The sequence below is a fragment of the Micromonospora sp. NPDC049282 genome, from assembly GCF_043197045.1.
In the GTDB taxonomy this organism is placed as follows: domain Bacteria; phylum Actinomycetota; class Actinomycetes; order Mycobacteriales; family Micromonosporaceae; genus Micromonospora.
The window spans coordinates 445,123-462,065 of the sequence record NZ_JBICSL010000002.1 but is presented as its reverse complement, the minus strand read 5'-3'; the positions used below and the strand labels follow the sequence as shown (position 1 = coordinate 462,065).

At 73.8% G+C, this 16,943-nt stretch carries 10 protein-coding genes and 1 riboswitch; of the genes, 4 read left to right on the top strand and 6 right to left on the bottom strand.

Annotated features, from left to right (window positions below):
• Together ACGFI2_RS05950 and ACGFI2_RS05945 are read left to right on the top strand one after the other, a co-directional pair.
• Complete coding sequence (locus ACGFI2_RS05950) at window positions 1-1,440, top strand: condensation domain-containing protein (protein WP_393511304.1); 1,440 nt, start codon at window positions 1-3, stop codon at window positions 1,438-1,440.
• Between the two features lie 39 nt (window positions 1,441-1,479).
• Window positions 1,480-2,706, top strand: coding sequence for an MFS transporter (locus tag ACGFI2_RS05945; RefSeq protein ID WP_393511301.1), 1,227 nt, complete (start codon window positions 1,480-1,482; stop codon window positions 2,704-2,706).
• Window positions 2,707-2,752: 46 nt separating this feature from the next.
• On the opposite strand, the gene ACGFI2_RS05940 is transcribed toward ACGFI2_RS05945, so the two are convergent.
• Together ACGFI2_RS05940 and ACGFI2_RS05935 are read right to left on the bottom strand one after the other, a co-directional pair.
• A complete protein-coding gene (locus ACGFI2_RS05940; protein WP_393511642.1) occupies window positions 2,753-3,748 on the bottom strand; it encodes a ribonucleotide-diphosphate reductase subunit beta in 996 nt (331 codons plus the stop codon).
• A 23-nt stretch (window positions 3,749-3,771) separates the two neighbouring features.
• The gene (locus ACGFI2_RS05935) at window positions 3,772-6,144 is read right to left on the bottom strand and encodes a ribonucleoside-diphosphate reductase subunit alpha (protein ID WP_393511298.1); all 2,373 of its coding nucleotides are present in this window, start codon (window positions 6,142-6,144) and stop codon (window positions 3,772-3,774) included.
• A gap of 120 nt (window positions 6,145-6,264) precedes the next feature.
• A riboswitch (cobalamin riboswitch) is annotated at window positions 6,265-6,477 on the bottom strand.
• A 106-nt stretch (window positions 6,478-6,583) separates the two neighbouring features.
• Here ACGFI2_RS05935 and ACGFI2_RS05930 point away from each other — a divergent pair.
• Window positions 6,584-7,387 carry a PrsW family glutamic-type intramembrane protease gene (locus tag ACGFI2_RS05930; protein WP_393511295.1) on the top strand — a complete coding sequence of 268 codons (804 nt, stop codon included), beginning with the start codon at window positions 6,584-6,586 and terminating at the stop codon, window positions 7,385-7,387.
• Between the two features lie 19 nt (window positions 7,388-7,406).
• On the opposite strand, the gene ACGFI2_RS05925 is transcribed toward ACGFI2_RS05930, so the two are convergent.
• From ACGFI2_RS05925 to ACGFI2_RS05915, 3 genes are all read right to left on the bottom strand, one after another.
• Window positions 7,407-8,630, bottom strand: coding sequence for a cytochrome P450 (locus tag ACGFI2_RS05925; RefSeq protein ID WP_393511292.1), 1,224 nt, complete (start codon window positions 8,628-8,630; stop codon window positions 7,407-7,409).
• Between the two features lie 156 nt (window positions 8,631-8,786).
• Window positions 8,787-14,249 (bottom strand): carboxyl transferase domain-containing protein, encoded by a 5,463-nt coding sequence (locus ACGFI2_RS05920; protein WP_393511289.1) that lies wholly within the window; start codon window positions 14,247-14,249, stop codon window positions 8,787-8,789.
• Between the two features lie 218 nt (window positions 14,250-14,467).
• Window positions 14,468-14,698 (bottom strand): DUF2188 domain-containing protein, encoded by a 231-nt coding sequence (locus ACGFI2_RS05915; RefSeq protein ID WP_089154306.1) that lies wholly within the window; start codon window positions 14,696-14,698, stop codon window positions 14,468-14,470.
• 219 nt (window positions 14,699-14,917) lie between these two features.
• On the opposite strand from ACGFI2_RS05915, the gene ACGFI2_RS05910 reads away from it, so the two are divergent.
• Complete coding sequence (locus ACGFI2_RS05910) at window positions 14,918-15,577, top strand: class I SAM-dependent methyltransferase (protein ID WP_393511286.1); 660 nt, start codon at window positions 14,918-14,920, stop codon at window positions 15,575-15,577.
• 6 nt (window positions 15,578-15,583) lie between these two features.
• Here ACGFI2_RS05910 and ACGFI2_RS05905 read toward each other — a convergent pair whose 3' ends face one another.
• A complete protein-coding gene (locus tag ACGFI2_RS05905; protein ID WP_393511283.1) occupies window positions 15,584-16,783 on the bottom strand; it encodes a sugar efflux transporter in 1,200 nt (399 codons plus the stop codon).
• Window positions 16,784-16,943 lie beyond the last annotated feature (160 nt).

Sequence of the window (16,943 nt, the reverse complement as noted above, 5' to 3'; positions counted from 1 at the left end):
GTGCCGACGACGCTGCCGCTGGCGCCCAGCCAGCAGATGATGTGGGAGTTCATGACCGCGCTCGACCCGGCCCACCCCGGCGACGCCCGACTCGTGGTGGTGGAGTTCCGCCGGTTACGGGGCACGCTGCGGGTCGACGTCCTGCGGCAGGCCATGCAGGACGTGGTGGACCGGCACGACGCGCTGCGGATGCGGTTCGACCGGATCGGCGCCGACCCGGCCGTCACCATCCTGCCGCACGTCGAGTCGCCGCTGGAGTACGTCGACCTGACCGGCCTCCCGCCGCAGGAGCAGCGGGCCCGCGTGGAACAGGTCGCGTACGAGCACCGCAACGTGGCGTTCGACCCGGGGCGGGCGCCGCTGTGGCGGGCCGCGCTGATCCGGCTCTCCGCGACCGAGCACGTGCTCGCGCTCTGCTTCTTCCACATGGTCTCCGACGGCTGGTCCTGCCGGGTGTTCGTGGAGGACCTGTGTCACGCCTACGCGGCCCGGCTCGGCGCGGTCGACCCGCAGCCGCCGCTCGGCGTGGACTTCGCCGGGGTCGCCGCGCTCCAGGAGGCGGAACTGGCCGGGGGCGGGATCGACGCCGCCACCCGGGCCGGCTGGTGGGGCGAGCGGCTGCGGCCGGTCGAGCCGTACCAGCTCTTCCCGGCGCCCGCGCCCGCTCCGGACGTCGCGCTCAGCGCGGAGGTGGCGACCCGGTTCGCGTTCCCGCCGGAGATCACCGCGTGGCTGCGCCCGGCCGCCCGGGCGGAGCGGACCAGCCCGTACGTCCTGCTGCTCGCCGCCTACCTGGTGCTGCTGTCCCTCCGGGCCGGACGGCGGCGGGTGGTGCTGGGCACCACCACGCTGGGCCGGGAGAGTCCGCTGTCGCGGCAGCTCATCGGGCAGTTCACCAACAACGTGTACCTGCCGGCGACCGTCGACCCGCACGCGCCGATGCGCGCGGTGGTGACCGCCGCGCACGCCTCGCTGGCCGAGGCGATCGATCACGCCGCCCCGTTCCACCGGGTGGCCCGCGCGGTCCGGCCGGACTTCCCGCGGGTGCGCCCGTGGCCGGACAACCACCTGTTCGACGCCTGGTTCCAGTCCGCCGCGTCCGCCTCGCCGGTGCTGTCCGGCCCGGGACTGCGGGTCGAGCCGGTCGACGTGACCGCCCGGCCGGCGCCCGGCACCCCGCCGCCGGTGATCGCCGCCGACGTGCCACCGGACTGCCTGCCGGTCTGGGTGAAGCGGGGCTCGCCGATCGTGGTGGTCGACGACGACCGGGCCGGCGGCGTGGTCATCCGCAACCGCGGCGTCTTCGGCGACGACCTGGTCCGGGGCCTGATCGACGACTACGTGGCGGTGGTCTCGGCGCTGGTCACCGACCCCGGCCTGACCCCGGCGCGGCTGCGCCTGCCTGACGGTGCGTGCTTCCTCGACCACGCCACGGGGTAGGACACTGACCGGGACCGATCCGAGAGAGGTACGACGACCATGACGGACACCTCGACGCACCAGGACACGGCGGAGTCGCCCACGCCGCCGGCGCCCCCGTCGGCCGTACGGGCCCGCTGGTCGGTGGTGCTGCTCTTCGTCATCATGGGCCTGGCCATCGGCGGCTGGTCCGCCCGCGTGCCCGAGGTCCGCGACGCGGTCGGCGTCGGCAACACCGGCTGGGGCCTGGCCAACATCGCCACCAACGCGGGGGAGCTGGTCTCCCTGGTCGTGGTGGCGGTGCTGATCAGCCGGATCAACACCCGCCGGCTGGCGCTGGCCGGGGCCGCGCTGATCCTGGTCAACGCGCCGCTGCTGGCCGCCTCCAGCACCGTGGTGGCGCTCGTCGCCGGGCTCGCGGTCTGGGGCTTCGCGGCCAACCTGCTGGCCACCCCGATGAACGCCCAGTCGGTGGAGGTGCAGAAGCGCTACGGGCGGCCGATCCTGTCCACCTTCCACGCCGGCTTCAGCATCGGCATGCTGGCCGGCGGCCTCTGCGGCACCGGCGCCGCCGCGGCCGGGCTCTCCCCGTCCGCGCAGATGGCGGTGACCAGCGTGCTGCTGGGCGCGCTGCTGATCGGCACCCACCGGTGGCTGCCGGACACGCCCCGACAGGAGACGAAGGACGGCGAGGCCCGGCGAGGGCTGCGCGAGCGGTTCACCCCGCAACTGCTGCTGCTCGCGGTGATCGCGTTCCTCGCCTCGTTCATCGAGATGGCCGGCGCGCAGTGGAGCGCGCTCTACGCCACCGAGGTGGCCGGCGCCGCGGCGGTGCTCGCCGCCGCCACGTACACCTGTCTCTCGCTGGCCGCCACCGTGGCCCGGCTGTTCGGTGACCGGCTGGCCGGCCGGATCGGCCGGATCCGCTTCGTCCGGGCGTCCGCGCTGGTCGCCACCGTCGGCGTGGCGCTGCCGGTGGCGTACCCCCGTCCGGCCGCGGTGATGGCCGGGTTCGCGCTGCTCGGCTTCGGGCTGGCCTGCGTGACCCCGACGGTGCTCGGCTTCGCCGGCGAGCAGCCCGGCCTGACCTCCGGCGAGGGCGTCTCCGTGGTGGCGATGGGGCAGTGGCCCGGCGCGCTGCTCGCCGCGCCGGTGATCGGCCTGCTGGCCGGCGCGCTGAACCTGCGTGCCGCGTTCGTGGTGGTGGCGGTGCTGGCGCTGGCCGTCGTGGCGCTGATCGGGCGGGTCCAGGCGCGGGCGCTGCCCGGCGAGAGCCGGGCGACCTGACCCCACGCCCCGGCCGCGCTCGCGGCGGCCGGGGCGCCGACGGCGGTCAGAAGTCGTCGTCGAAGGTGACGCGGCCGGTCACGCCGACCTGGTAGGCGGAGACCCGCCGCTCGAAGAAGTTGGACAGCTCCTGCACGTCCTGCAACTCCATGAACGCGAACGGGTTGCCGCTGCCGAACATCGGCGCCATGCCCAGCGCGGCCAGCCGCCGGTCGGCCACGTGTTGCAGGTAGAGCCGCATGTCCGCCGGCGACATGCCGGAGACGCCCTGCTCCAGCAGGTCCTCGGCGAACTGCGCCTCGCACTCCACCGCGTCGGCGAGCATCTCCCGGACCTGCCGCTCCATCTCGGCGTCGAACAGCTCCGGCTCCTCGGCGCGCACGGTGTCCACCACGTCGAAGGCGAACGCCATGTGCATCGACTCGTCGCGGAACACCCAGTTGGTGCCGGACGCCAGCCCGTTGAGCAGCCCTCGGGAGCGCAGGAAGTAGACGTAGGCGAACGCGCCGTAGAAGAACAGCCCCTCGATGCACGCGGCGAAGCAGATCAGGTTGAGCAGGAACGCCCGCCGGTCGTCGCGGGTGCGCAGCTCCCGCAGCTCGAAGATGGAGTCGATCCACCGGAAGCAGAACTCGGCCTTGCGGGCGATCGACGGGATGTTCTCCACCGCCGCGAACGCGGCGAACCGCTCGGTCTCGTCGGGCACGTAGGTGTCCAGCAGGTTCAGGTAGAACTGGACGTGCACCGCCTCCTCGAACAGCTGCCGGGACAGGTAGAGCCGCCCCTCCGGGGAGTTGACGTGCTGATAGAGGTTGAGCACCAGGTTGTTGGCGACGATGGTGTCGCCGGTGGCGAAGAACGCCACCAGGCGGGACACCAGGTGCCGTTCGGCCGGGGAGAGCCGGTCCAGGTCGGCCAGGTCGGCGTGCAGGTCCACCTCCTCGACGGTCCAGGTGTTGCGGATGGCGTCGCGGTAGCGGTCGAAGAAGTGCGGGTACCGCATCGGACGCAGGGTGAGGTTCATGCCCGGGTCGAGCAGCATCTGTCGGTTCTCGGCGCTCGTGGTCACTGGCAGGCCTCGCAGCTCTCGGGGTTCTCCAGGGAGCAGGCCGTCGCCGCGTCGACGACCGGGGTGAGCACCGGGGCGACAGTGGCCTGCTGGATCCGGGTGGCGGGTCGGGAACGCAGGTAGTAGGTGGTCTTCAGGCCGGACTTCCAGGCGTACCGGTACATCGAGGAGAGCTTGCCGATGGTCGGCGCGCTCAGGAACAGGTTCAGCGACTGCGACTGGTCGACGAAGGGCGCCCGCGCGGCGGCCAGGTCGATCAGCGCCCGCTGCGGCAGCTCCCACGCGGTGCGGAACAGCTCCCGCACCTCGGCGGGCAGCTCGCCGATGCCCCGCACCGAGCCCTCCGCGCGCCGGATCCGGTCCCGGACCTGCGGCGTCCACAGGCCGCGGGCCTTCAGCTCCCGCACCAGGTACGTGTTGACCTGGAGGAACTCGCCGGACATGGTTTCGCGCTTGAACAGGTTGGACACCTGCGGCTCGATGCACTCGTAGCAGCCGGCGATCGAGGCGATGGTGGCGGTCGGCGCGATCGCCACCAGCAGCGAGTTGCGCAACCCGTGCGCGGCGATCCGCGCCCGCAGCGCGGCCCACCGACCGGTCTGCGCGGGCTCCGCGCCCCACAGGTCCGGGTGCAGGTCGCCCTTCGCGGCGCGGGTCCGGTCGTACGCCGGATGCGGGCCGAACCGCTCGGCCAGCCCGGCCGAGGTCTCCAGCGCGGTCAGCAGGATCTCCTCCTGCACCCGGGTGGACAGCTCCAGCGCCGCCGCCGAGTCGAACGGCAGGCGCAGCGTGAAGAACGCGTCCTGCAGGCCCATCAGCCCCAGCCCGACCGGCCGCCAGCGCGGGTTCGACGCCGCCGCCTGCGCGGCCGGGTAGTAGTTGATGTCGATCACCCGGTCGAGGAAGACCACCGCGGTGCGCACCGTGGCCCGCAGCTTCTCCCAGTCGACCCCCTCGGCGGTGACGTGCGCGCCGAGGTTCACCGAGCCGAGGTTGCACACCGCCGTCTCGGCGTCGTCGTTGACCTCCAGGATCTCGGTGCACAGGTTGGACAGGTGGATGACGTTCCCCGGCTCGCCGGTCTGGTTGGACAGCCGGTTCGCGGCGTCCTTGAACGTCATCCAGCCGTTGCCGGTCTGCGCGAGCGTGCGCATCATCCGCCCGTACAGGTCCCGGGCCCTGACCACGCGGACCGCCTTCTTCTCCGCCGCCCGGTACGCGGCGTCGAACGCCTCGCCGTACAGGTCGGGCAGCTCCGGCGCGTCCGACGGGTCGATCAGCGACCAGTCGCCGTCGGCCTCGACCCGGCGCATGAACTCGTCCGGGATCCAGTTGGCCAGGTTGAGGTTGTGGGTACGCCGGGACTCCTCGCCGGTGTTGTCCCGCAGCTCCAGGAACTCCTCCACGTCCGGGTGCCACGGCTCCAGGTAGACGCAGGCCGCGCCCTTGCGCCGGCCGCCCTGGTTGACCGCCGCGACGCCCGCGTCGAGCGTCTTGAGGAACGGCACGATGCCGTTCGAGCGCCCGTTCGTGCCCCGGATCAGCGCGCCCCGCCCGCGTACCCGCGACCAGGAGATCCCGATGCCGCCGGAGAACTTCGACAGCTTCGCGACCTGGTGGTAGCGCTCGTAGATCGAGTCCAGCTCGTCGCGCGGGGAGTCCACCAGGAAGCACGACGACATCTGGGTGTGCCGGGTGCCCGAGTTGAACAGCGTGGGGGAGCTGGGCAGGTAGGCCAGGTGGGACATCAGCCGGTAGAAGTCGACCGCCTCGGCCGGCGTGTGCGAGAGGCCGCAGGCCACCCGCAGCAGCCAGTACTGGGGCGTCTCCACCACCAGCCGCGACTCCGGGTGCCGCAGCAGGTAGCGGTCCGCCACCGTGCGCAGTCCGAAGTACTCGAACCGCAGGTCACCGGCCGGGTCCACGGCGTCGTCCAGCTCGCCGGCGTGGCGGGCCACGAACGCGGCGGTGTGGTCGCCGATCAGCCCGAGACCGTGCGCGTACGCGATCGACCGGCTGAAGCTCGCCACCTCCTGCCCGCGCACCTCCTCGTCCACGTACGCGGCCAGCAGGCGGGCGGCCAGCTTCGAGTACTGCGGCTCCTCGCCGATCAGCTCCGCCGCCGTCTGGATCGACAACCGGTCCAGCTCCGATGTGGTGGCCCCGTCGTAGAGCCCGCTGATCGTCCTGGTGGCGACCCGCAGCGGGTCCACCTCGTCCAGGTCGGCGAACCACCGTTCGACCGCCCGGACGATCCGGTTGACGTCGACCGGCTCGGTGTCGCCGTCCCGCTTGCGGACCCGCATCGCCAGCCGGCGCTGCTCCGGTCCGGCGGCGCCGGACCGGGGGCTCTCCTGCACGACCGTCATGACCTCTCCTCGCTGTCACCGATGGCCTCGGACGGCGGGAGAACGCCAACGGGCACGGCACGCGCGGCCGGCCCGGCTGCTGGCGTCGGTCGTCCCGCGCGACCTTCGACCGCCGCGCGCGGCAGCGCACGGCGCGCTGGCAGGTCTTCGGACTCGCGGGCGTGACCGGGTTCGGTCGCCTACTGGCCGTCGCTTCCCAGGCCGGTGGCCCAGTGCTGATGACGGCGGTCGTTCCCACTCACCGCTGCGGGGCAGTCCCGGACTTCCACCGGGTTCCCTCTTGCCTCGACCGCACCCGTGGGGCGCGGCCGAACCAGCTGCGGGGACACCATATATGGCGGTGGTGGCCTCCGGGCAACACCAGATGTCGGGTCCGCGTGTCGGGTTCGTCTCAGCGCGCGGTTGGCGCTGCGGAGCGGCGGCGGCGATACTCGGCGGCATGGCGAAACCGGGGCGCCGCTGGGCGTGGGTCGTGGTCCTGCTGGTCGGTGTCGGCTTGTTCCTGCTGGTGCTGGAGACACTGATCGGCACCAGGAACATCAACTTCGTGCCCGCGCTGATCGTGCTCGGCGCCGCCGTCGCCCCGGCCACGTTCCTGACCTTCGCCGAGGGGCGGTCGGGCCGGTTGCGGGTCCCGGGAGCGATCGTCGGCCTCGCCGCGTTCCTCGGCGGGGTGATCGGCGTGGTCGCCGCCGGCTGGCTGGAGTTCGACACGCTGCGCGGGCTCGGCGTGCTGCCGATGGTGTTCGTCGGCCTGATCGAGGAGACCGTGAAGCTGATCGTCCCGGTCGGCATCCTGCTGCTGTGGCGGCGGTACCGGACGCCGGGCGAGGGGCTGGTGATCGGGGTGGCCTCGGGCGCCGGCTTCGCCGCGTTGGAGACGATGGGCTACGCGTTCACCGCGCTGGTCGGGTCGCAGGGCAACCTCGGTGCGGTCGAGCGGACGTTGCTGATCCGCGGCCTCACCGCGCCCGCCGCGCACCTGTCCTGGACGGGCCTGACCGCCGGCGCGTTGTTCGCCCTGGCCGCCGCGCCCGGTGGTCGCCGGCTGGCCGCGTTCCTGCTGACCTTCGCCGCGGCGGTCGCGCTGCACACCTGTTGGGACACGGTCGGCACGCAGGCCGCCTACCTGTTCATCGGCGCCGTGTCGCTGGGCTGGCTCCTGCTGCGCCTGCACCTCGACCGCGAGGTCAAGGAAGGGCCCCCTGTTAACGCCTACGGTATAGGAGGGGGCCCCGCTTGACACCGGTCGCCCGCCGCGACTACCAGGTGACCGGCAGGGCGACCGGGCCGAGGATGGCGTGCCCCGCCTTCCACCGGACCTCGTCCGGCGGCACCGCGAGGCGCAGGCCGGGCAGGTCCCGCAGCAGCAGACCGAGCGCGGTGCGGACCTCCAGCGCGCCCAGATGCGCGCCGATGCAGTAGTGCGGGCCGTGGCCGAAGGACAGGTGCGGGGTGGGCGCTCGGTCGAAGTCCATCCGTTCCGGGTCCGGGAACACGTCCGGGTCGCGGTTCGCCGCGTCGTGCGACGGGACGACGATGTCGCCCTCGGCCAGCCGGACGCCGCTGGGCAGCGTCACGTCCGCCATCACCCGCCGCGGCATCTCGTCGCCGTTGGACGTGGAGTGCAGCCGTTCCAGCTCGGCGACCGCGGCGTCCAGCCGCTCGGGATGCGCGACCAGGTACGCCCACCCGGTGCCGTCCGGCCCGTACGGCTCGGTCCGGAGCACGTGGACGAACGTGGCGATCGAACTGGCCGTGGTCTCCCAACCGCCCACCACCAGCGAGATGGGCAGCTTGATCTGAACGTCCGCCGGCTGGCCGGCGGCGGCGGTCGCGATCCGGCCGAGCAGGTCGCCGCCGGGCCGCCCGCGTCGCTGCTCCAGTTGGCCCCACAGGTAGCCGCCCATCTCCTCGGCCGCCCGGGCGGCATCCTCGCGGCTCAGGTCACCGGCGCCGAGGAACATGTCGCCCCAGCGGCGGAAACGCATCCGGTCGGCGGCGGGCAGGCCGAGCAGGTCGCAGATCACGTCCAGCGCGAACGGAACCGCGAAGTCCCGGACCAGGTCCGCCGGGGCGCCGGCGTCCACCATCGACGACAGCCTCGCCTCGGCCGCGGCCCGCACCGCGTCGCGCAGCTCGTCGACCGCCGGCCGGGTGAACGCGTCCTTCACCGTGCCGCGCACCCGGGCGTGCTCGTCACCGTCCATGCCGAGCATGGTGCCCGCCACGTCGACCTCGTCGGCGTGCGCGGCGGCCGCCCGGGAGAAGACGTCCTGCCGGCGCAGCACTTCCCGGACGTCGGCGTACCGGCAGATCAGCAGCGCCGGGACCGGCGCACCGCCGACCCGACGCACGATCGGCACCACGCCGGAGCCGGCGGCGAACCGGGCGTAGTCCGGGTGCTTACGCGGGCCGGGTGGCCGGTTGACGCCGTCGGCGTCCTGGTGGAAGGGGTGGGGTCGGCGGCCGTCGATGTCCGTCATCCGTCCACAGTGCCAGCTCCGGCCCGACGATGGGGCCCGCTCACCGAGCGTGCTCCCCGCCGCACGCCCGGTCAGCCGCCGGGACCGGCGGACCGGTGGTACGCGAAGCGGCGGACGGCCCCTCGGGGCCGTCCGCCGCCGGCGGTGCGACCGGGATCAGCCCAGGTGCGCCTCGATCGCCTCGATGACGCGGGGACGCAGCTCGGCGGCGCGGACCACCGCGTCGACCGAGCCGACCTCGACGGCGCGCTGGATGCTGTGCACCCGGTCGAACTCCGTGGCCACCTCGCCCAGCTTCTCCGCCCGCACCGACGACCGCAGCTCGTCCAGTTCCGCGGTGAGCGTCGCGCGCTCGGTGACGGCGGCGGCCGCGACCCGACCCTCCAACTCGCGTACCCGGGGGTCGGCCGCGGTGCGCGAGGCGACCTCGCCGGCGAAGACCACGGCGGCGGCCGGCGCGCCACCGAGCACCGAGGCGTACGAGCCCTCGATCGCCAGCACGGTCATGGCCGGGTTGAGCGCCTTGGAGAACACCACGAACGCGCCGCCGTGGTAGCGGGAGATCACGCAGAACACGATCGGGCCGCGGAAGTTCACGATCGCCCGGCCGATCTCGGCGCCGTACTCCAGTTGCAGCTTGCGCATCGACTCCGGCGAGCCGTCGAAGCCCGACAGGTTGGCCAGCACCACCAGCGGCCGGTTGCCGCTGGCCGCGTTGATCGCCCGCGCGGCCTTCTGCGACGAGCGGGGGAACAGCGTGCCGGCGGTGTAGGTGTCCGGGCCGTCGGTGGGCGGGAAACCGTGCCGGGGCACGGACCGGGACTCGATGCCGAGCAGGCACACCGGGATGCCGCCGAGGTGCACGTCCTGCACCACCGCGGTCTCCGCGTCGGCCATGCCGGCCCACCGCTCCAGCACCGGGTGGTCCTGGTCCGCGAGGGCGCGCATCACCGTACGGATGTCGAACGGCTTCTTCCGGTCCGGGTTCGCGGTGGCGGAGAAGATCTCGCCGACCGTGGTGAAGTCGCTGCCGGCCACCGCGTGCGGGAAGGTGGAGACGTCCCGGTCCACCGGGTCGGTGGTGGTGGCCCGCCGCGGCGCGCCCTCGCCCGGCGCCACGTACGTGTGGTCGTAGTGCGCCATCAGCACGTCACGCGCGGCCGGCAGGTCCGGCGCCCAGTACTGTGCCTGCCCGTTCGGGCCCATCACCCGGTCGTAGCCGCCGATGCCGAAGTTGTCCTCGGCGGACACGCCGCCGGAGAAGTCCAGCGACTGCTTGCCGGTGAGCACCATGGCCGAGTCCGGCGTCATGACCAGCACGCCCTTGGTGTGCATGAGCATCGTGGCCTCGGCGTTCCAGTAGGGCTGGGCGCCCACGTTGATGCCCGCCACCACGATGTTGATCTCACCGCCGGCCTGGGTGAACTCGACGATCCGCTTGAGCGCGGCGGCGACCCAGTCCATGTTCTCGGTGCCCGAGGTCATCGAGATACGGGCGCCGGCGGAGAGCGCGTACCACTCCAGCGGCACGCCCATCCGTTCCGCCAGGTCCAGCGCGGCGATCACCCGCCGGCACTCCGGCTCGGAGAGCGCGCCGAGCGACTTCGTCGGGTCGCCGAGCAGCACCACCCGGGTGACGCCCTGCGGGTGCCGGGGCGTCGGCGTGGTCACCACGCCGGCCACGATCGCCGCGCCGTTGCGTCCCTTCGGCCGGTCCACCGGCACCAGCCGGTGGTCGGCGTCCAGGTCGTGCTCGGTGAAGTCGCCGAGCAGGCCGGTCAGCTCGTACGGGTAGACCGTGTTGCGGCTGGCCGCCCGCAGCACCTTGAGCCGGTAGTCGTCCAGCGGCTCGACCGGCTCGGTCGGCGGCTCGCCGACGGTGAGCCGGCCGTGCCCGGTGACGTCGAAGGCGATCCGCACGCCGACCTTGGTCAACTCGCCGGTGCGGCGATCGCGCTGCCGCCCGATGAACAGGATCTCCTCCAGGTCGGCGCCGACCGTGGTCGGGCGCACCCGGGCGGCGATCAGCTCCATCTCCTCGCGGGTCAGCTCGCTCGGCGGCCAGACGTAGACGACGATCCGGTTGGTGGGGAACCGGACCTTCGACGGCCGCCGGGACTGCGCGCGGCGGATCGAGTCGATACAGGTGGCTACCGTGTCCTCGGTGGTCGGCAGCGCGACCAGCCGACCGTCCTGCTCCCGCAGTTCGGTCAGGTCACGGACCTGCGCGAACGCCACCAGCCGCTGGTCGGACGGGTTCTGGCGGGCGGCCGCCTGGAAGAGGTAGACCTCCTCGTCCAGCGACGGCAGCCGGGTCAGGTCGAACTCGTGCAGCCGCTCCAGCTGCATCCGCTGCGCGATGTACGGGTGCAGGCCACGGATCAGCCGCTCCTCGACCATCGCGGTCCCGTCCGGGCGGAACGTGAAGTGGTGGTGCATCACCGCGCCGCCGCGCCCCGCCACGGTGGTGGTGAGCCGGCGGACCCGGTCCGGCAGCGGATGTGCGTTGATCACGTCGAGCAGCGCGGCGGCGGTGGCGTCCTGGTCCTCCGGCTGGCTCTCCCAGGCCAGGTAGACGTCGGCGTCGACCGCGTCCTCACCCTGGGACACCTCGGCCAGCCCGCGCAACGCGTCGCCGAGCGCGTCGAACCGGACGGCGGCGGAGACCACGCTCGACCCGGCGCGGCCGGCCACCACGAACACGCAGCCACCGGCCGCGCGGGTGCGCACGCCGGTGAGCGCCTTGTTGCCGTAGTAGCGCCGGGTCAGCACCTCCAGCATGGTGGCGTTGTCCAGGTTGTCCCGGACCAGTCGCTGGCCGAGCAGCCGGACCAGCGGCTCGGTGCTGCGGACCATCTCGGCGACCCGCTCGGCGCGGTCGGGTGCGTCCGGGTGGGTGTCGAGGTGCCGCAGGTGCGCCCGGACCCGCGCGTACACCCGGGCCCGGTTGCGACGCAGCAGCGGCTGGGCGAACCAGGCGAACACCACGCCCCGGGCCAGGTCGGCGACGACCGGGAAGCGGACCTGGGTGGCCGAGATCAGCCGTTCCAGGGTGAGGCCGGCGGGCTCGCGCAGCGCCTCGTCCGGCGGTGGCTCCCGCAGCCACGAGCGCAGCAGCGCGGCGATCGCGGTGGCGTCGGCGGCGGCCCGCTGCTGGGCCAGGAAGATCCGGAACACCGCGGCCTCGAGCGCGGGGGAGCGGTCCAGCTCGGTGACGCCGTAGTGGCCGAGCGCCTTGGCCAGGCGGGCCCGGAACGCCTCCGGCGACCCGGCCCGCTCGACGTCGAGGCTCTGCAGGTAGGTGTGGAAGTGCTCGCGGGCGCTGTGCAGGTGGCCGCCCGGGCCGTCCTCCCCGGTGGGCCGGTTGCGGCTCAGCTCGGCCAGATCGGCGAAGACGTCCACCAGGTCCAGTTCCTCGGCCAGCGGCCGGTGCCCGGCGTCGGTGGCGGCCCGCCGCGCGGCGAGGTAGTCGTCGAGGACCCGGCGCTCGTCGTGCGGGTCGACGTCGAAGCCGAGCAGCAGGCCGCGCAGGTCCTCCCGGCCGCGCTCGGCCCGGTTCCGCGCCGGCGCGTCCCCGGGCGCGACCGGCAGGTCCAGCTCGACGGCCGGCTCGTCCGGGGCGGCGGCGGTCTCGTCGTCGGCGTCGGCGAGCGGCTCCAGGCGCAGCAGCGGCGCGCCGGCCTCCACCTGGGTGCCCACCGCGACGGCGGATTCCTTCAGGCGGGCCCGGAACGGCGCCCGCAGCACCGTCTCCATCTTCATCGCCTCCAGCACCAGCACCGGCGCGCCGGCCTCGACCTCCGCGCCGACCTCCAGCGGCGTGGCGACGACCAGCGCCGGCATCGGGGAGCGCACCACGCCGCCCTCGTCGCGGCTGATCCGGTGCGTGACGCCGTCCACCTCGACCAGGTGGACCGGCCCGTGGGTGCCGGTGAGCAGCCGGTAGCGGACGCCGTTGACGGCGATCTGTCCGGTGTGCCGGTCGAAGCGGTCCAGCTCGACGTCCGCGGTCCGGGCGTCGTCGCCGGCCTCGATGCCGACCCGGAACCGGTGCGCGCCGACCCGGGCCACCCGCATCCGGTAGGTGACGCCGCGCAGCTTCAGGTCGAGCGGCCGGCCGCTGCGGTGCTGCACCTGCGGACGGCCGCCGGCCGCGGTGGACAGCAGCCGCTGCCGCTCGGCGGTCTCGTCCTCCTCGTACGCCTCGATCGCGGCGGCGGCCAGCGCCACCGCGGAGTGCCGGTGCGTGACGAGCCGGCCCTCGCCCCGGACCCGGTCGATCCAGCCGGTGTCCGCGCTGGCGTCGATCACCTCGGGCTGGTCGAGCAGGTCGAGCACGAAGCTCTTGTTCGTCGCGCCGCCCTCGATCACCACCGTGGTGTTCGCCATCGCCCGGCGCAGCCGGCCGAGCGCCTCGTCCCGGTCCCGGCCGTACGCGATGATCTTGGCGATCATGGAGTCGAAGTCGGCCGGGATGGTGTCGCCCTCGCTGACCCCGGTGTCCACCCGGATGCCCGGGCCGGCGGGCAGGTCCAGCCGGGTGATCCGGCCGGGGGAGGGGGCGAAGTCGCGGTCCGGGTCCTCGGCGTTGAGCCGCGCCTCGATGGCGTGCCCGCGCTCGGCCGGCGGCCCGCCGGTGAGCCGCCCGCCGCCGGCGACGTGCAACTGCGCCTTGACCAGGTCGAACCCGGTGGTCGACTCGGTGATCGGGTGCTCGACCTGGAGTCGGGTGTTGACCTCCAGGAAGGCGAACAGTCGGTCGCCGGGGTGGTAGAGGAACTCCACCGTCGCCGCGCCCCGGTAGCCGACCGCCACGGCCAGCCGCTCCGCCGACGCCTTCAGCTCGGCGGTCTGCTCCGGGCTCAGCACCGGCGACGCCGACTCCTCGATCACCTTCTGGTTGCGCCGCTGCACCGAGCAGTCCCGTACGCCGAGCGCCCACGCGGTGCCCTGCCCGTCCGCGATGACCTGGACCTCGACGTGCCGGGCGCCGGTGACCAGGCGCTCCAGGAACACCACGCCGCTGCCGAACGCCCGCGCGGCCTCCTGGCTGGTGCGTTCGTAGGCGTCGGCCAGGTCGGCGTCGTTGCGGACCACCCGGATGCCGCGCCCGCCGCCGCCCGCGGTCGCCTTCAGCATCAGCGGGTAGCCGATCTGCGCCGCCGCGGCCACCGCCGCCTCCAGGCTCTCCACCGCGCCGCGGCTCCACGGCGCGACCGGCACGCCGACCTCCTCGGCGATCAGCTTCGCGCCGATCTTGTCGCCGAGCTTGCGCATGGCGTCCGGGCTGGGTCCGACGAACGTGACGCCGATTTTCTCGCAGAGCTCGGCGAAGGCCGGGTCCTCGGCCACGAACCCCCACCCGACCCACGCGGCGTCCGCGCCGGTCTCCACCAGCGCGCGCTCCAGCACCTTCAGGTCGAGGTACGGGCGGGCGGAGGCCGGCCCCAGGTCGTAGGCGACGTCCGCCTGGCGGACGAAGGTGGCGGTGCGGTCGACGTCGGTGTAGAGCGCGACGGTCTCGATCCGGCTGCCGGTCTCCGCGGCCAGTTCCCGGACCGCGTGGATGAGCCGCATCGCGGCCTCTCCACGGTTGACGATGGCGACACGGGTGAACACGTGACCGTCCCCTTCGGTAGACCCAGGGTGGAGCGCCGAGCGGCGGCGGTGCCGCCGGCTCGCCTCACCCTGCCGTCTGCCAGCGAGCGGCGCCATATCGTAACCGCCGAACCCTGCCCCAGAGCCGTTGTGGGAACCCCACAAAAGTTTTTAGCCGAAATGCGGACGACGCCGGACCCGTCGGGTCCGGCGTCGTCCGGTGCTCGCTGAGCTGCGGTTCAGCCCGGGATCTCGCGCGGGTCGCGGCTGCGGGGGTACGTGTTCTTCTCGCCGATCGTGCCGTCCTGCTTCTTGATCACGTGTTCGGTGCCGCGCTCGGCCGCCATCTCGCGGCCGGCCGCCTCCGCCTCCGCCTTGGTGTCGTGGCGGCTGCTCGCGCGCTCGTTGCCCTCGGGACGGTTCTTCCACTGCCCGTCCTGCTGGTAGGTGTCGATGTCACCCTTGGCCATGCCGTCAGCTCCCCTCGGATCCGTGGTCGATGACAAATGTCTGCCCCCGAGAGCGCTGCACTAATCCTGCCTCCGCGTCCTGGACCCGCCGGCTCGGCGAGGTGGGGCCGATCATGCGGACTTTTGCCGGAACGGCAAGGATCCTTGCCGCCGGCTGGGCGGTCGCGCACGATGGCGGGGCCGGCGCCGCCGAGGCGTCCGGCGGCGAAGGAGGCAGGCATGACCGGGCACCACCACCAGCACCACCAGAACCCGCCGGCGGACACCGACCCGGCCCACTTCTGGGACGAGCGCTACGGGCAGTCCGACCGGATCTGGAGCGGCCGGGTGAACCCGGTGCTCGCCGACGTGGCCGGTGCGCTGCCGCCCGGCACCGTGCTCGACCTGGGCTGCGGCGAGGGCGGCGACGCGATCTGGCTGGCCGGGCAGGGCTGGCAGGTCACCGCCGTGGACATCTCCGCCGTCGCGCTGGAGCGGCTCGCGGTCGAGGCGGCGCGCGCCGGCGTCGCGGACCGGATCACCGCCGTGCGCCACGACCTGACCCAGGGCTTCCCGGCCGGCCGCTTCGACCTGGTGTCGGCGCAGTTCTTCCAGTCCCCGCTCGTCCTGCCGCGGGAGAAGGTACTGCCCCCGGCGGCCGAGGCGGTCGCGCCCGGCGGCCGGCTGCTCGTCGTCGAGCACGGCGCGCCGCCGCCGTGGTCCGGGCTCGACGCCGACGACCCCCGCTTCGCCACCCCGGAGGAGATCCTCGCCGCGATCGACCTCGACCCGGACCGCTGGGAGACCGAGCGGTGCGGCCCGGCCCGCCGCACCGCCACCGGTCCCGACGGACACCCGGGGGAACTGCTGGACCACGTGGTCCTGGCCCGCCGCCGCTGACCGCCGTCAGGCCGGCACCGACGGCCGGGGCCGGGCGAGCAGCAGGACCAGCAGGCCGGCCGCGCACAACGCGACGTTCATGACGTACGCCCACCGGAAGCCGACCTGCGTGGCGAGCCCCAGCAACGGGCCGGCGAGCATGGCGCCGATCGGGAACGTGTTGGTGAACAGCGTGGTGGCCCGGCCGGGCTGGCCCGGCAGCAGGTCCTGCACGTAGGCGATGCCGACGCCGGACACGGCGGCGATGAACAGCGCGTTGACCGGCTGCGCGCCGAGCAGCACCGCGACGCTGGGGGCCCCGGCCGCGATCGCGTAGTAGGCGACCCCGCAGCCGCCGCCGAGCAGGATCAGCGGCCGCAGCCGGACCCGCGCGGTGAGCGCGCCCAGCCCCAGCATCACCGGGATCTCCAGCGCCGCGCAGAGACCCAGCACCAGGCCCGCGTCCGCCGGGTCGCCGCGCAGCTCCCGCCCGATGAACAGCGGCAGCACCTGCACGCCGAGCGTCAGCGGGCACTGCATCATGGTGAAGGCGGCCACGGTCAGCGCCAGCCGCCACCGGGACGCGCCCGGTGGGCCGGCGCCCCGCTCGTCGGGGGCGGGCCGGGGCGGCACGGGCAGTTCCTCCAGCCGGAGCGTGGCGATCAGCGCGGCCAGCGCGTACATGGCGGCGGCCGCGCCGTAGACCAGCCGGAAGCCGCCGACGGAGAGCAGGAGCGCGGCCAGCGGCGGCCCGCCCACCCAGGCGAGCGAGAAAACGGTACGCACGGCGCTGATGCCGAGCGCGGCCCGCGCCGGGCTGTCCCGGTCGAGGAGTTGGCGGGCGTAGGCGAACGACTGCGGGAACAACGCCCCGGCCAGCGCCGTGAGGGTCACGGTCAGCCCCAGCAGGATCCAGTAGTCGCGCACGAACGCGGTCAGCCCGGCGCCCAGCATCCCGGCCAGCGCCGCGCCGATGAGCAGCCGACGGCGGATCGGCCGCCGGTCCGACAGGCGCCCGACCAGCGCGGCGACGGCCACCCCGGACAGCGGCGCGACGACCAGGAACACGGTGACCCGCAGCGGGTCGGCGCGCACCTCGGTGTCGAGGAACAGCGACAGGAAGGGCATCACCACGGCGAAGGAGGTGCCGACGGTCAGGAACAGCAGGGCCAACGGCAGCAGCCGGCGGCCACCGGCGCGCAGCGTCGGCCTGGTGTCCACAGCCATGCGCGGCACTGTACGCCGCAGCACTGACATCGCCGTCCCGCCCGACCCGTGCTCAGTGGACCGGGGCGGCGGCGGGCAGCCTCCAGGGCACGTACAAGCTCCGCTCCCACCAGTGCACCACCGGCTACTGCGGCTGACGCCGCGACGCCGGGCCGTGGCG

Coding starts and splice junctions, on each gene's coding strand:
- ACGFI2_RS05915 (WP_089154306.1), bottom strand. CDS start 14,698: ATGGCCAAGGGTGACATCGACACCTACCAGCAGGACGGGCAGTGGAAG.
- ACGFI2_RS05910 (WP_393511286.1), top strand. CDS start 14,918: ATGACCGGGCACCACCACCAGCACCACCAGAACCCGCCGGCGGACACC.
- ACGFI2_RS05945 (WP_393511301.1), top strand. CDS start 1,480: ATGACGGACACCTCGACGCACCAGGACACGGCGGAGTCGCCCACGCCG.
- ACGFI2_RS05935 (WP_393511298.1), bottom strand. CDS start 6,144: ATGACGGTCGTGCAGGAGAGCCCCCGGTCCGGCGCCGCCGGACCGGAG.
- ACGFI2_RS05930 (WP_393511295.1), top strand. CDS start 6,584: ATGGCGAAACCGGGGCGCCGCTGGGCGTGGGTCGTGGTCCTGCTGGTC.
- ACGFI2_RS05905 (WP_393511283.1), bottom strand. CDS start 16,783: ATGGCTGTGGACACCAGGCCGACGCTGCGCGCCGGTGGCCGCCGGCTG.
- ACGFI2_RS05940 (WP_393511642.1), bottom strand. CDS start 3,748: ATGCTGCTCGACCCGGGCATGAACCTCACCCTGCGTCCGATGCGGTAC.
- ACGFI2_RS05925 (WP_393511292.1), bottom strand. CDS start 8,630: ATGACGGACATCGACGGCCGCCGACCCCACCCCTTCCACCAGGACGCC.